Origin of the sequence: Exiguobacterium sp. s7 (assembly GCF_018618195.1) — a bacterium.
Classification (GTDB): domain Bacteria; phylum Bacillota; class Bacilli; order Exiguobacteriales; family Exiguobacteriaceae; genus Exiguobacterium; species Exiguobacterium mexicanum_A.
Window position 1 is genome coordinate 260,772 of sequence record NZ_JACSLO010000001.1, and the last position, 13,790, is coordinate 274,561.

The 13,790-nt window shown below is 52.8% G+C and carries 15 protein-coding genes; all 15 read left to right on the forward strand.

Annotated elements, in window-relative coordinates; translation table 11 throughout:
* The first annotated feature begins 5 nt into the window (after positions 1–5).
* The 15 genes from KNP79_RS01360 to KNP79_RS01430 all read left to right on the forward strand — a co-directional run bounded on the left by KNP79_RS01360 (position 6) and on the right by KNP79_RS01430 (position 13,729).
* Positions 6–1,979 (forward strand): chemotaxis protein CheA, encoded by a 1,974-nt coding sequence (locus tag KNP79_RS01360; protein ID WP_215190903.1) that lies wholly within the window; start codon positions 6–8, stop codon positions 1,977–1,979.
* Between the two features lie 12 nt (positions 1,980–1,991).
* Positions 1,992–2,423, forward strand: coding sequence for a chemotaxis protein CheW (locus KNP79_RS01365; protein ID WP_034777232.1), 432 nt, complete (start codon positions 1,992–1,994; stop codon positions 2,421–2,423).
* Positions 2,413–3,012 carry a chemotaxis protein CheC gene (locus KNP79_RS01370; protein ID WP_138859595.1) on the forward strand — a complete coding sequence of 200 codons (600 nt, stop codon included), beginning with the start codon at positions 2,413–2,415 and terminating at the stop codon, positions 3,010–3,012. Before KNP79_RS01365 ends, KNP79_RS01370 begins: the two co-directional genes overlap by 11 nt.
* Positions 3,005–3,490: a chemotaxis protein CheD gene (locus tag KNP79_RS01375; RefSeq protein WP_138859594.1), complete on the forward strand. Its 486-nt coding sequence runs from the start codon at positions 3,005–3,007 to the stop codon at positions 3,488–3,490. The genes KNP79_RS01370 and KNP79_RS01375 overlap by 8 nt, the downstream gene beginning before the upstream one ends.
* Positions 3,491–3,501: 11 nt before the next feature.
* A complete protein-coding gene (locus tag KNP79_RS01380) occupies positions 3,502–4,272 on the forward strand; it encodes a FliA/WhiG family RNA polymerase sigma factor (RefSeq protein WP_034777239.1) in 771 nt (256 codons plus the stop codon).
* Between the two features lie 13 nt (positions 4,273–4,285).
* A complete protein-coding gene (locus tag KNP79_RS01385) occupies positions 4,286–4,654 on the forward strand; it encodes a hypothetical protein (protein ID WP_138859593.1) in 369 nt (122 codons plus the stop codon).
* A 152-nt stretch (positions 4,655–4,806) separates the two neighbouring features.
* Positions 4,807–5,547 carry a 30S ribosomal protein S2 gene (gene rpsB / locus KNP79_RS01390; protein ID WP_021067146.1) on the forward strand — a complete coding sequence of 247 codons (741 nt, stop codon included), beginning with the start codon at positions 4,807–4,809 and terminating at the stop codon, positions 5,545–5,547.
* 117 nt (positions 5,548–5,664) lie between these two features.
* On the forward strand, positions 5,665–6,546 hold the full coding sequence (tsf, locus tag KNP79_RS01395) for a translation elongation factor Ts (RefSeq protein WP_215190904.1): 882 nt from the start codon (positions 5,665–5,667) through the stop codon (positions 6,544–6,546).
* 108 nt (positions 6,547–6,654) lie between these two features.
* On the forward strand, positions 6,655–7,380 hold the full coding sequence (gene pyrH, locus KNP79_RS01400) for a UMP kinase (protein WP_034777246.1): 726 nt from the start codon (positions 6,655–6,657) through the stop codon (positions 7,378–7,380).
* Positions 7,377–7,937, forward strand: coding sequence for a ribosome recycling factor (gene frr, locus KNP79_RS01405; protein WP_034777248.1), 561 nt, complete (start codon positions 7,377–7,379; stop codon positions 7,935–7,937). Before pyrH ends, frr begins: the two co-directional genes overlap by 4 nt.
* A gap of 83 nt (positions 7,938–8,020) precedes the next feature.
* Positions 8,021–8,758, forward strand: coding sequence for an undecaprenyl pyrophosphate synthase (locus tag KNP79_RS01410; RefSeq protein ID WP_215190905.1), 738 nt, complete (start codon positions 8,021–8,023; stop codon positions 8,756–8,758).
* A 1-nt stretch (position 8,759) separates the two neighbouring features.
* Positions 8,760–9,557, forward strand: coding sequence for a phosphatidate cytidylyltransferase (locus tag KNP79_RS01415; protein ID WP_034777254.1), 798 nt, complete (start codon positions 8,760–8,762; stop codon positions 9,555–9,557).
* A 12-nt stretch (positions 9,558–9,569) separates the two neighbouring features.
* A complete protein-coding gene (dxr, locus tag KNP79_RS01420; protein WP_214752728.1) occupies positions 9,570–10,715 on the forward strand; it encodes a 1-deoxy-D-xylulose-5-phosphate reductoisomerase in 1,146 nt (381 codons plus the stop codon).
* Between the two features lie 16 nt (positions 10,716–10,731).
* Positions 10,732–11,982 carry an RIP metalloprotease RseP gene (gene rseP, locus KNP79_RS01425; protein ID WP_214752730.1) on the forward strand — a complete coding sequence of 417 codons (1,251 nt, stop codon included), beginning with the start codon at positions 10,732–10,734 and terminating at the stop codon, positions 11,980–11,982.
* 46 nt (positions 11,983–12,028) lie between these two features.
* Entirely contained in the window at positions 12,029–13,729 is a 1,701-nt protein-coding gene (locus KNP79_RS01430) for a proline--tRNA ligase (RefSeq protein ID WP_214752732.1), read from the forward strand.
* The last annotated feature ends 61 nt before the right edge of the window (positions 13,730–13,790 follow it).

The window sequence follows — 13,790 nt, forward strand, 5'->3', positions numbered from 1 at the left end:
TATAGATGGACGTGAACGAATACTTAGGATTGTTTTTAGACGAATCTCAAGAACATATCCAATCGGTTAACACCCAGCTGTTGAAACTAGAACAGACGGGCAGTCAGGAAGCGATTCAAGAGATTTTCCGCTCGGCACACACGCTCAAAGGGATGTCGGCGACGATGGGATACGAGAGTGTCGCCAACTTGACGCATGAGATGGAGAGCGCGCTCGATTTGGTTCGAGCCGGAAAGAAAGAGAGCAACCAGTTGTTGCTCGATACGATGTTCTCGGCAATGGAACAAATCGAAGAGATGATCGCTGATATCGAGACGGGAGGCAGAGGCGCAAACATCGATGTGACGGCGACAGTGTCCGCGTTCCAGTCATTTATCGGTAGCACTCCGAAAGCAGTCGCGGTGGTCGATGAGACGGTCTTCACGGCCGACCTATATACCGATTCGGTCATCACGCAAGCGAAAGAGACCGGCTTCGAAGCGTTCCAACTTCATGTGAAGCTATCGGATGCCGTCGTGTTGAAAGCGGCGCGCGCCTACATGGTGTTCGATCGCCTCCAAGAACTCGGCGAAGTCGTCCGGACGGTTCCTGAGACCGAGGCGATCGAGCAAGAACAGTTCGATCTCTCATTTGACGTCTTGTTCGTATCTCAGGAGTCAGCGGACGTGATTGAGCATGCCGTGTCCCAAGTGTCGGAAGTCGAGCACGTCCAAGTGACACTTTACACGAGTGCGGCGGCCGGTGCGCCGGAAGTCGCCGTCAGTGCCGAGAGCGTCGCCGTGGCCGAAGTGAAACCGAAAGCGGTGGAGGCGGACGAACCGAAAGAACAGGCCGTCGCACAAGCGAAGACGATTCGTGTCAACTTAGAGCGGATCGATCGTCTGATGAACTTGTTCGAAGAATTCATCATCGATCGCGGTCGTCTTGAGCGGCTCGCCGACGAAGTCGGTCAACCTGAACTGAACGAAACGGTCGAGAAAATCAAACGCGGTACGAACGAACTTCAATCGCTCGTCTTGACCCTCCGCATGATGCCGATCGAGCAAGTGTTCAATCGCTTCCCGCGCATGGTGCGTTCGGTCGCGAAAGATATCCATAAAAAAGTCCAACTCGAGATCACCGGTGCTGAGACCGAGCTCGATCGGACAGTCATCGATGAGATCGGTGACCCGCTCGTCCATTTGATTCGTAACGCCATCGACCACGGCATCGAGTTGCCGGAAGTCCGCCTCGAAGCCGGGAAGCCGGAACAAGGTCGACTCGCGCTTCGCGCTTACCATGGCGGCAACCGTGTCTTCATTGAAATCGAGGATGACGGGGCAGGGATCAATGTCGATAAAGTCCGCTCAAAAGCACTCGAACGAGGCGTCATCACGCCTGAAGAAGCGACGGCGATGACGGACAACGAAGTAGCCATGCTCATCTTCGCACCTGGATTCTCGACGGCAGACGTCGTCACCGATCTTTCAGGTCGCGGCGTCGGACTAGACGTCGTCAAAAACAAAATCGAATCGCTCGGCGGGGTCGTCACGCTCGAGACGGTCGTCGGACAAGGGACGAAATTCCAAGTCAGCTTACCACTCACGCTCTCGATCATCTCGGCGATGCTCGTACAAGTCGGCGATGAGACGTACGCCGTTCCGCTGTCATCGATTCTCGAGACGACGCTCCTCGACGAGGCCGATATATTGACGGCCCATCGCGAACGCGTCTTCGACTTCAGAGGTCAGCTCGTCCCGCTCGTTTATTTGAAAGAAATGTTCGCGATCGAAACGGAAACGAAGACGCAATTCCCGGTCGTCGTCGTCCGCAAAGGAAACAAGCTCGTCGGTGTGGTCGTCAATGACTTGATTGGCCAACAAGAGATCGTCATGAAGCCGCTCGGAACTTATCTCGAGGGCATCCCGGCCATCTCTGGTGCGACGATACTCGGAGACGGGCGTGTCGCCTTGATTGTCGACAGCAACGATCTGTTCTAAGGAGGAAGAAGGATGGAACAAAAATGGGTAGTCTTTTCATTGGGATCGAACACATACGGAATCGATGTCCAGTCGGTCCGCTCGATTGAACGGGTACAGCCGGTCACACGCGTCCCGAACGCGCCCGCTCACGTCAAAGGTGTCATCAATCTGCGCGGGGTCGTCACACCGGTCATCGACCTTCGGCTCCGTCTCGGTTACGAGGCAGTCGAACCGACCGAAGAAACACGGATTTTGATCGCTTCACTCAATCAAGGCGATGCCGGCTTTATCGTCGACCGGGCCAACGAGGTCGTGGAAAGTGAAGACGTTCGCATCGAGCCGATTCCGGAGTCGAGCCGAGACATGTTGTCGGCTCACTTGACGGCGATCGCCAAGGGCGAGGACAAATTGTTCTCGCTCCTCGATGCCAACGCATTATTCGAGGAACAGCATGCTGAGTGAGTTCGAGCAAGATTTATTGAAAGAACTCGGCAATATCGGTTCTGGCCATGCCGCGACGGCATTGTCGACGCTCTTGGGCAAGCCGGTCACGATCACCGTCTCCTCGGCGGAGATGGAACCGATCACGTATTTGCCGGAACGCGTCGGCGGGCCGGAACGTCACGTGGCGTCCGTCTTGTTGGAGCTCGGCGGTGACATTAGCGGCATGATTCTCATCTTGTTTCCGGTCGATGATGCCGAAACAATGGTCGCTTCCCTCATCGGAAGCACGTTCTCGTTCCAAACGGCGGACGAGCTCGGCCAGTCGGCATGGGAAGAAATCGGAAACATCATGAGCGGGGCTTACGCCCGGGCGCTCGGGGATTGGCTCGATACCCCAATCTCCATCCAAGTCCCGGCGACAGCGGTCGACATGGCGGGTTCGATCGTCGAATTCGTCGTCACGTCGGTCCAACCTGAGGAAGATGCGGCACTCTACATCGATACGACGTTCCGCATCGATGAGAAAGTAAGTGCTGGGCATGTGTTGTTCCTACCGACGCATGGCTCGCTCGAACGGATACAACAGCGGTTGATTGGCCATGGCTGAAGTCATCAAAATCGGCATCGCGGAATGGAAGCAGACGACCGCGCCGAACAAATTGCGAACGGCAGGACTCGGTTCGTGCGTCGGCGTCATCTTGTATGACGTCCGGCTCCAAGTCGCGGCGATGGCCCATGTCATGTTGCCGGATTCGGCGATTGCCCGGAAACACCAAACGGTTGAAGTAGGAAAATATGCGGATACGGCCATCGATGCGCTCGTCGCGTCGTTGAAACGGGCCGGAGCGGGTCGGCTGCAAGCGAAGATGGCCGGCGGTGCCCAAATGTTTCAATTCAAGTATGAGAACGAGGCGATGCGGATCGGTGAACGAAACGCCGAAGCCGTGCGCAACGCACTGAAAGCGCACCGTATCCCGCTCATCGCAGAAGACTGTGGCGGGCATAACGGACGGACGATCGAATTTGATGTGGCGACTTGCGTCCTGTCGATTCGAACGGTCAGCGTAGGAACTAAGGAAATCTAGGGGGGATCGACATGACGACTCAGCTTACCGAGTTGTGGGATCGTTGGAACACTGACCGCGATATGGATACAGCGAATGAACTATTGGCGCACTACGAGTTCCTCATCCATTATCACGTGCAACGAATGATCGTGACGCTCCCGAAGAGCGTCGAACGCGACGAATTGAAAAGTTTGGGTTACATGGGATTGTACGATGCCCTCATGAAATATGATCCAGAACACAACAACAAGTTTGACACGTACGCGGCGTTTCGGATACGTGGCGCCATCATCGATGGGCTGCGGAAAATTGATTGGTTACCGCGTTCGGTGCGTGAACGCGTGAAAAAAATTGATCACATCGCCGAACAACTCGAGCAGAAGTTGCACCGGGCCCCGACAAAAGAAGAACTCGCGAGCGCCTGCGAACTACCGGTGTCGGAAATCGAGAAGGCGATGGCGGAAGGGTACTTCGCGAACATGTTGTCGATCGATGAAGCGGTGACGCTTCAAGAAGAAGGCAAGGTCATGTCCGTCACGTATTTCGACCCTGACTCTGAAAAACCGGAGGATACGCTATTGCAGCGCGAGCTGCTCGACGTGCTGACGACCGAAATCGAGCACTTGTCCGAGAAAGAACGTCTCGTCGTCTCGTTGTTCTACTTCGACGAGTTGACGTTGACCGAGATTGGCGAAGTGTTGGAACTGTCGACGTCACGTATCTCCCAAATCCATTCCAAGGCGTTAAAGACGTTAAAGCTTGCACTTGGACGTTCGTATTTAGAAGAAAAGACATCGTAAAGGAGGGATGGAGATGACCATCGTATATATCGCAATCGCCTGTATCGTCGCTTACGGACTGCTGATCTTATTTCGTCAAGTCCAGGCGTTGACCGCTCGCGTCACGCAACTCGAGCACGAGAAACGTGAGACCGAGGCCCTCCTGTTGTCGTTCATGGAATCGATGAACGATGTCGTGAAACAACCAGCGTCCTCAAACGAAGAGGTTGCTGGTGCTCAGTCGATCCATGCGGAGCCAAAGCGAGAGACATCGGACGACGATACGCAATCAGCCCCGCACGTGGAGGATGTGTTATTGCACCATTCGGTCCGGGAGACGGCCCGACTCCTCGGAAAAGGCGAAGGAGAAGTCGCCTTATATGCCAAACTTCGTAAAAAGTGAGAGTTGCCGGATTGGCGGACATATGCTATAGTATTTTTTGGTGTTAAACACATCACACACGTCTCGGGATGGTATTCCTCGGTGCCGAAAGGTCGGAATACAACGATGAACGAGGCGGAGGACTTTTTTAAACCACAAGGAGGAAATTTATCATGGCAGTAATTTCAATGAAGCAATTGCTCGAAGCTGGTGTACACTTCGGTCACCAGACACGCCGTTGGAACCCAAAAATGGCGAAATACATCTTCACGGAGCGTAACGGCATCTACATCATCGACCTTCAAAAAACGGTCAAAAAAGTAGACGAGGCGTACAACTTCGTTCGTGAACTCGCGGCAGAAGGCGGAAACGTCCTCTTCGTAGGTACGAAAAAACAAGCTCAAGACACAATCAAAGAAGAAGCACTCCGTTCAGGTATGTACTTCATCAATGAGCGTTGGTTGGGTGGAACACTCACAAACTTCTCAACAATCAAAAAACGTATCAACCGTTTGAAGCAGCTTGAGAAAATGGAAGCTGACGGTACGTTCGAAGTACTTCCTAAGAAAGAAGTCATCATCTTGAAAAAAGAAATGACACGTCTTGAGAAGTTCCTCGGCGGAATCAAGGACATGCCAGGTGTTCCTGATGCCCTCTTCATCGTTGACCCACGTAAAGAGCGGATCGCGATTGCAGAAGCTCACAAATTGAACATCCCAATCGTTGCGATTGTCGACACAAACTGTGACCCAGACGAAATCGACTACGTCATCCCAGCGAACGACGATGCGATTCGTGCCGTTAAATTGCTCACTTCGAAGATGGCAGATGCAATCATCGAAGCGAAACAAGGCGAAGAAGAAGTAGCTGAAGAAGCGGTAGCTCCAGAAGCTGAAGCGACAGAAGCTGAGTAATCAGTCAGACAACAGGTGATAAAGGGAAAGCCTTTTATCACCTTTTTTTAGGACACGTATATAAAGCCTTAGTGCTTTTTCTTAAAAAATTGTAAGTTTTACAAGGAGGAATTTCCGATGGCAGTTACAGCAGCAATGGTAAAAGAACTTCGTGAAAAAACAGGCGCAGGTATGCTCGATTGCAAAAAAGCACTCACTGAAACAAACGGTGACATGCAAGCAGCAATCGACTTCCTTCGTGAAAAAGGGATCGCGAAAGCAGCAGCTAAAGGCGACCGTATCGCAGCAGAAGGTTTGACGGCAGTAGCGGTTGACGGCAACAAAGCTACGCTTGTCGAAGTTAACTCAGAAACAGACTTCGTTGCGAAAAACGAGAAGTTCCAAACACTCGTTTCAGACGTAGCAAAAGCTGTTCTTGCTTCAGGCGCAACGACAGTTGAAGCGGCACTAGCTTCTGAATTCGTAGCGGGTAAAACGCTTGAAACACACATTCAAGAAGAAGCTTCGACAATCGGAGAGAAAATCTCACTCCGTCGCATCGCTGTCCTTGAAAAAGCGGACGATGCAGTCTTCGGCACGTACCTCCACATGGGCGGCCGCATCGGTTCAGTCGTTGTCCTCGACGGTACAACAGACGAAACAGTTGCAAAAGACGTAGCCATGCACGTAGCAGCAGCACGCCCACTTTACGCGACACGCGACGAAGTATCGGCTGAAGAAGCAGATCGTGAGAAGAAAGTCTTGACTGAGCAAGCCCTCAACGAAGGCAAGCCTGCCAACATCGTCGAGAAGATGATTGCGGGACGTATGAACAAGTACTTCGAGGAAATCTGCCTCGTCGACCAAACATTCGTTAAAGACGCTGACTTCAAAGTTGGGAAATACGTAGAGTCTAAAGGCGGCCGTATCAACTCATTCGTACGTTACGAAGTTGGAGAAGGTATGGAAAAACGCGAAGAAAACTTTGCTGAAGAAGTAATGAACCAACTTAAAAAATAATCTGCATCATTCACATGGTGCTATCAAAATTGGGAACACGTCTGTATAACCTTGAGTTAGTTCGTTAAGGGAGCGTGTTCCCTTTTTTCAAGCAAGAGGAGGCAAAGTATGGAACCGAAATATAAGCGAATTGTGTTAAAATTGAGTGGGGAAGCGCTCGCTGGAGATCAAGGGTACGGGATTGACCCGGCCATCGTCAATTCGATCTCTGGGCAAATTAAAGAATTGGTCGCCATGGGCGTCGAAGTTGCCGTCGTCGTAGGCGCCGGGAACATCTGGCGCGGCAAGACCGGTAGCGAGCTCGGCATGGACCGAGCGAATGCGGATTACATGGGCATGCTCGCCACGGTATTGAACTCGCTCGCGCTACAAGATAGCCTTGAAACGAACGGTGTCCAAACACGCGTCCAAACCTCAATCGAAATGCGCCAAGTGGCTGAACCGTACATTCGTCGCCGGGCGATGCGTCACCTTGAAAAAGGTCGCGTCGTCATCTTCGCGGCAGGGACGGGGAACCCGTACTTCTCGACAGACACGACAGCGGCACTCCGCGCAGCGGAGATTGAAGCTGACGTCATCTTGATGGGAAAAAACAACGTCGACGGCGTCTATTCGGCCGATCCGAAACTCGTTCCGGATGCAGTCAAATACGACACGCTCACGTACTTGGACGTCTTAAAGGACGGTCTCCAAGTGATGGATTCGACAGCCACGTCACTATGTATGGACAACCATATCCCACTGATTGTATTCTCATTGCTTGAAGAAGGAAACATCAAACGTGTCGTACTCGGGGAACATATCGGGACGGTAGTAGGAGGAATCAATTCATGAGTGTAAATGACGTATTGAAAACTGCTGAAGAGAAAATGGAGAAAGCCGTTTCCGCGCTGAAGCGTGACTTCGGGACACTTCGGACGGGCCGCGCGAGCGCGTCGATCTTGGACCCGGTTCAAGTCGATTACTACGGCGTACCGACACCGCTCAATCAAGTAGCGAACATCAATACACCGGAAGCACGCCTTCTCTTGATTCAACCATGGGACAAGTCGATGGTGTCTGACGTTGAGAAAGCGATCCAAAAAGCCGACCTTGGTCTCTCGCCGTCGTCGGACGGGACCGTCATTCGTCTCGCCATCCCAGCTTTGACGGAAGAGCGTCGCAAAGAGCTCGTGAAAGTGACGAAGAAATATGCGGAAGAAGCGAAAGTCGCTGTCCGTAACGTTCGTCGTGACGCCAACGAAAACTTGAAGAAGCTTGAAAAAGATGGGGACTTGACTGAGGACGACCTTCGCGGTTACGCGGATGACGTTCAATCGTTAACGGATTCGTATATCAAAAAGATTGATGAATCTGCAGCGACGAAAGAAAAAGAAATCATGGAAGTGTAATCACGGAAGTGGTATACCAAAAAGCTGTGTGGGGACCCTTTTACTGAGAGGGTCCCTCTTTCATACAATCAGGAGGATAGAGTATGTTTAAATGGGTGAATCCTAAAACGAAGACCGAGGCGGAACTGAGCATCCCCGAACACGTCGCCATCATTATGGACGGCAACGGCCGTTGGGCGAAAAAGCGTGGACTCCCTCGCATCATGGGTCACCGGGAAGGGATGAAATCGGTCCGGGAAGCGGTTCGCACCGCCCAAGAACTCGGGATCCGTTCGTTGACGCTTTATGCGTTCTCGACGGAGAACTGGACGCGTCCGGAAGAAGAAGTCAACTTCTTGATGAAATTGCCGAAACAATTTTTAGAGACGGACTTAAAAGAACTGGACGAACAAAACGTTCGCGTCCTCGTCGCAGGTGATGTGTCAAAATTACCGCGCGGCACGCGGGATGCAGTCGATGAGGCTCGTACGCGCACGGCGACGAACACAGGTCTGGATCTCGTCTTTGCCTTAAACTATGGTGGCCGCGACGAGCTCGTACAAGCGATGCGCTATATCGCCAGCGATGTAGCGGCAGGGAAGATCCAACCGGACGACATCGATGACGCCATGATCGGACAGCGTCTCATGACAAATATGCAAGACGTCGATTTGATTATCCGGACGAGTGGGGAACAGCGTCTCTCGAACTTCTTGCTCTGGCAAGGGGCGTACGCTGAACTCCATTTCACAGACGTGTTATGGCCTGAGTTCAAACGAGACCACTTCGTCGAGGCGATCGAAGCGTATAACGCGCGGACGCGCCGGTTTGGTGGGGTGTGACATGAAGACTCGAATTATTACCGGTCTTTGGGCCGGTGCCATTTTTGTCAGCTTGATCGCCCTCGGGGGCAGTCCGTTCGTCATCTTGATGGGTGTGCTCGCCTTGATTGGACTGAGCGAGTTCACGATGATGCGCAATCACAAGTTGACGGCGTTTCCGTTCCTTGTGACGTCGCTCCTTGTAGCCTTCCCGTTCGTATTGATGTTGCTCGAGCGACAGCTTGTCATGGGCGAGATGCCGATGTCGACGAATCAATGGATGGTGCTCGGTTTAATGCTCCTCCTGTTTTGGACGGTCGTCACAAAAAACCGTTTCACGTATGAAGACGCGAGTTTTTATTTTGTATCTGCTGTCTATCTCGTCATCGGTTTCTCTAGTTTTGCGCTCGTCCGTCTTTCGGAGGATGGGCTCGTCAAAGTACTTCTCGTCTTGTTCATGATTTGGGCGACCGACTCGGGTGCTTACTTCACGGGCAAAGCAATCGGTAAGACAAAACTGTGGCCCTCAATCAGTCCGAACAAGACGATTGAAGGGGCGGTCGGTGGGATCATCTCGTCTATCGTCGTCGGTCTCGTCTACGTCCTCGTCGAACCGGTGTTGCCGATTCTCGAAGTATTGGTGCTCGCGGTCGTCGTATCCGTCGTCGGGCAACTCGGGGACTTGGTGCAGTCGGCGTATAAACGTCAATTCAACGTAAAAGATTCGGGTCATCTGTTACCGGGACACGGTGGCATTTTGGACCGCTTTGATAGTATGATCGCGGTATTCACCGTCATCTGGGTATTTAATTTGTTATAAAGGAGTGTCAAGATGAAGCGAATCAGCTTAATCGGGGCGACTGGTTCGATTGGCGTACAGACATGTGACGTCATCGAACAGCACCCCGACTTGTTTGAACTTGAGGCCTATGCCTTCGGAACGAATGTAGATGTGGCCGAGGAATGGATCAACCGCCTGCGGCCGAAATACGTGTCCGCCAAAGACATCGAAGTGCTCGAACAACTCAAACCACGACTTACATACGAACCACTCTTTTTTATCGGACTTGAAGGGTTGATCGAATGTGCGACCGCAGAGCGGGCTGACATCGTCGTCACAGCCGTCGTCGGGGCTGTCGGTCTTGAGCCGACGCTCGCTGCCATCGAGGCAGGTAAAGACATCGCTTTGGCGAACAAGGAGACGCTCGTCACGGCGGGCCATCTCGTCACGGCAGCCGTCAAGAAGCATGGGGTCAGCCTGATTCCAGTCGATAGTGAACATTCAGCCATCTATCAATGTTTGAACGGTGAACGCCGAGAGGACGTCTCGAAAATCATCTTAACGGCATCAGGCGGGAGTTTCCGTGACAAGTCGCGGGATGAATTAGACGGCGTGACCGTCGCAGAGGCGCTCGCACATCCAAACTGGTCGATGGGGGCGAAAATCACGATCGATTCGGCGACGATGTTCAATAAAGGACTCGAAGTCATCGAAGCGCACTGGTTGTTCGATATCGATTATAATGATATTGAAGTGGTGCTACATCGTGAGTCCATCATCCACTCGATGGTCGAATTCAAAGACGCCGCCGTCATGGCGCAGCTTGGAAATCCGGATATGCGGGGACCGATTCTCTATGCGCTCTCAGGCCCGAAACGTCTTGAAATCGACGGGAACAAGCGGTTAAACTTGAGAGAAATCGGAACGCTTCACTTCGCAGAAGCCGACTTGACGCGTTATCCGGCCTTACGCCTCGCGTATGAGGCCGGGCGCGCCGGTGGTTCGATGCCGACGGTGCTTAATGCGGCCAACGAGGCGGCTGTCGAGCTGTTCTTGAACGGGGAGATCGCTTTCCTCGATATCGAACGGATCGTTGAACAAGCGATGGAGACACATACGGTAATTGCAGAACCGACGCTCGAACAGATCCTTCAAGTCGACCGAGCGGTTCGAGAACAAATTCAGCAAGGAAAGTGAAGGTGGGGAATAGACAATGACGACTTTTATCGCCATCGTTTTGATGTTTGGGGTACTCATATCGGTTCATGAATGGGGACACCTCGTCATGGCGAAACGGGCAGGGATTCTCTGTCATGAATTTGCAATCGGGTTTGGACCGAAAATCCTCTCGTTCAGAAAGAATGAGACGCTGTATACGATTCGCTTATTGCCAATCGGTGGGTATGTCAAAATGGCAGGAGAAGATTTTGAGCCGATCGAAGTGAAAGCCGGTCAACACGTCGGGTTACGCCTGACGAACGCTGGCACGGTCGATCGTGTCTACTTCCAGCCGGACCAGGCAAAAGACGTGCACATCGTCGGGACGGTCGACAAGTTCGATTCGATTCGCGAATTGAAGATCCAGTTACTCGTCGATGATGAGGTCCGTGTCTATTCACTTGAACGGGACACGCTTCTCGTCGACCAAGGCATGGAAATTCAAATTGCCCCATACGACCGCACGTTCGGAGCTCAATCGGTATGGAAACGTGTGCTCGCGATTGCAGCCGGCCCAGCGATGAACTTCGTCCTTGCCTTCATCTTGCTTGTCATCGTCGGTCTCGTCCAAGGGACGCCAACGGACGATGGACGAATCGGTACGGTGCAGCCAGATTCGGCTGCAGATCAAGCAGGTCTCATGGCGGGAGATGAAATTGTCTCCATCGAAGGCGAGACGATTGATGACTGGCTCGACCTTCGGACTGTGCTTGCCGACCGGGCTGACACGCCAACCGAAGTGACGTATATTCGGGATGATGCAGAACAAACGGTGACGCTCACGCCGCAAGCGGTCGAACAAAACGGCGAGACGGTCGGGATACTAGGCGTGACGAACGCGCTCGAGCGTTCACCGACGAAAGCCTTCACGACTGGGGCTGAGACGACGTGGACGATGTCGACGCTCATCTTTTCCGCGGTCGGTGATTTGGTTACCGGTCAAGTCGGCGTCGACCAATTGGCCGGACCGGTCGGGATTGTCCGCATGACCGATGAAGTGGCGGCGAGCGGGCTCATCATGCTCCTCAACTGGACGGCACTTTTATCAGTCAACTTGGCCATCTTTAACTTGTTGCCGCTCCCGGCACTCGATGGAGGACGACTCATCTTCCTCTTGTTCGAAGCGGTGCGCGGACGGCCGATCGATCCGAAAAAGGAAGGATTCGTCCACTTTATCGGGTTCGCTTTGCTCATGCTCCTCATGTTGATCGTCACGTGGAATGATATTCAATCATTCTTTAAATAATAAAAGTAAGATCTAATCGGGTTATAGAAGGGAAACGTTGATACCTATGAAACAATCGAGACTGTTCATGCCTACGCTTCGAGAAGTGCCGGCCGACGCAGAAGCCGTCAGCCATCAACTCCTCGTCCGCGGGGGCTTCATGCGCCAAAACGCCGCTGGAATTTATTCGTATCTTCCACTCGGCCACCGCGTGTTACAAAAGATTCAAACGATCATCCGCGAAGAGATGAACCGAGCCGGTGCCCAAGAATTGCTCATGCCAGCGATTCAACCGGCGGAACTGTGGGAAGAGACGGGTCGCTGGGGTATTTATGGTCCTGAACTTATGCGATTGACCGATCGTCACGATCGTCGCTTCGCCCTCGGTGCGACGCACGAGGAACTCATCACGTCGATCGTGCGCGATGAACTCAACTCCTACAAAAAATTACCGGTCAACTTGTATCAGATTCAAACGAAATATCGCGACGAGCGTCGTCCTCGTTTCGGACTGCTCCGGGGTCGTGAGTTCTTGATGAAAGATTCGTATTCGTTCCACGCGACACAAGATGACTTGGACGACGAATACAAGAACATGTATAACGCCTATTCCAACATCTTTGACCGCATCGGTTTAAAATATCGCCCGGTCGTAGCTGACTCGGGTGCCATCGGCGGGAAAGACACGCACGAATTCCAAGCGCTTGCCGATATCGGGGAAGACACGATCGTCTATACGGACACGTCGAACTACGCCGCCAATATCGAGATGGCAGAAACGCTCGACCGCTATGACATGCAAGCGGCCGAAGTGCTTGCCCTCGACAAGGTCGACACGAAAGACAATAAGACGATTGAAGATGTGGCGCGCTTCTTGAACGTCGACACGAAGACGACGATCAAGTCGGTCCTCTTCAACGTCGATGGCGAGACGGTCATGGCCATCGTTCGAGGTGATCACGAGGCGAACGACGTCAAAGTGAAGAACGCCCTCGGCGGACTCGACATCCAAATGGAAGAAGAAGCGACGATCATCGACTTGTTCGGCTGTGAGCCGGGCACGCTCGGACCGATTCATGCACCGGTCAAAGTCGTGGCCGATTACGCCGTCAAATATTTGGTCGACGCGGTATGTGGCGCCAACGAGGCGAACACCCATTATACGCACGTCAACGCCGAACGCGACTTGTCGCATTTGACGTATCATGACCTCCGTTTCGTCGTCGAAGGCGACATGGCACCTGACGAGTCGGGTCCGGTCCGCTTCGCTCGCGGGATTGAAGTCGGACAAGTGTTCAAGCTCGGCACGCGCTATTCAGAAGCGATGGGCGCGACGTTCTTGAACGAAGAAGGTCGGGCCGAACCGCTCATTATGGGTTGCTACGGCATCGGCGTCTCACGCACATTGTCGGCCGTCATCGAGCAACATCATGACGATCGCGGTATCGTCTGGCCGAAGAGCCTCGCTCCGTTCGATGTGCACTTGATTGCCATCAACACGAAAGACGAAGCGCAAGTCGAACTCGCGAACCGTTTATATGATGAGCTGTCATCGACGTACGATGTGTTGTATGATGACCGTAAAGAACGGGCTGGCGTCAAGTTCGCCGATGCTGATTTGATCGGTCTTCCGATTCGTATCAACGTCGGGAAAAAAGCGAGCGAAGGTATCGTCGAAGTGAAAGTACGTGCCACTGGCGAAGTCCTTGAGACGACGGTAGATGAGTTGCCACGTGTGATCACGGCGCAACTGAACGAGGCAAAATGATCGATGAAGGTGACGGTTTCTTGCCGTCACCTTCATTTTTCGACATCGAATGATAAAAGGG

Bases quoted from the DNA above. Each gene is read 5' to 3' on its own strand.
- tsf (WP_215190904.1), top strand. From the start codon at position 5,665: ATGGCAGTTACAGCAGCAATGGTAAAAGAACTTCGTGAAAAAACAGGC.
- KNP79_RS01430 (WP_214752732.1), top strand. From the start codon at position 12,029: ATGAAACAATCGAGACTGTTCATGCCTACGCTTCGAGAAGTGCCGGCC.
- KNP79_RS01375 (WP_138859594.1), top strand. From the start codon at position 3,005: ATGGCTGAAGTCATCAAAATCGGCATCGCGGAATGGAAGCAGACGACC.
- dxr (WP_214752728.1), top strand. From the start codon at position 9,570: ATGAAGCGAATCAGCTTAATCGGGGCGACTGGTTCGATTGGCGTACAG.
- KNP79_RS01360 (WP_215190903.1), top strand. From the start codon at position 6: ATGGACGTGAACGAATACTTAGGATTGTTTTTAGACGAATCTCAAGAA.
- KNP79_RS01415 (WP_034777254.1), top strand. From the start codon at position 8,760: ATGAAGACTCGAATTATTACCGGTCTTTGGGCCGGTGCCATTTTTGTC.
- rseP (WP_214752730.1), top strand. From the start codon at position 10,732: ATGACGACTTTTATCGCCATCGTTTTGATGTTTGGGGTACTCATATCG.
- rpsB (WP_021067146.1), top strand. From the start codon at position 4,807: ATGGCAGTAATTTCAATGAAGCAATTGCTCGAAGCTGGTGTACACTTC.
- KNP79_RS01385 (WP_138859593.1), top strand. From the start codon at position 4,286: ATGACCATCGTATATATCGCAATCGCCTGTATCGTCGCTTACGGACTG.
- KNP79_RS01370 (WP_138859595.1), top strand. From the start codon at position 2,413: ATGCTGAGTGAGTTCGAGCAAGATTTATTGAAAGAACTCGGCAATATC.
- frr (WP_034777248.1), top strand. From the start codon at position 7,377: ATGAGTGTAAATGACGTATTGAAAACTGCTGAAGAGAAAATGGAGAAA.
- pyrH (WP_034777246.1), top strand. From the start codon at position 6,655: ATGGAACCGAAATATAAGCGAATTGTGTTAAAATTGAGTGGGGAAGCG.
- KNP79_RS01410 (WP_215190905.1), top strand. From the start codon at position 8,021: ATGTTTAAATGGGTGAATCCTAAAACGAAGACCGAGGCGGAACTGAGC.
- KNP79_RS01365 (WP_034777232.1), top strand. From the start codon at position 1,992: ATGGAACAAAAATGGGTAGTCTTTTCATTGGGATCGAACACATACGGA.
- KNP79_RS01380 (WP_034777239.1), top strand. From the start codon at position 3,502: ATGACGACTCAGCTTACCGAGTTGTGGGATCGTTGGAACACTGACCGC.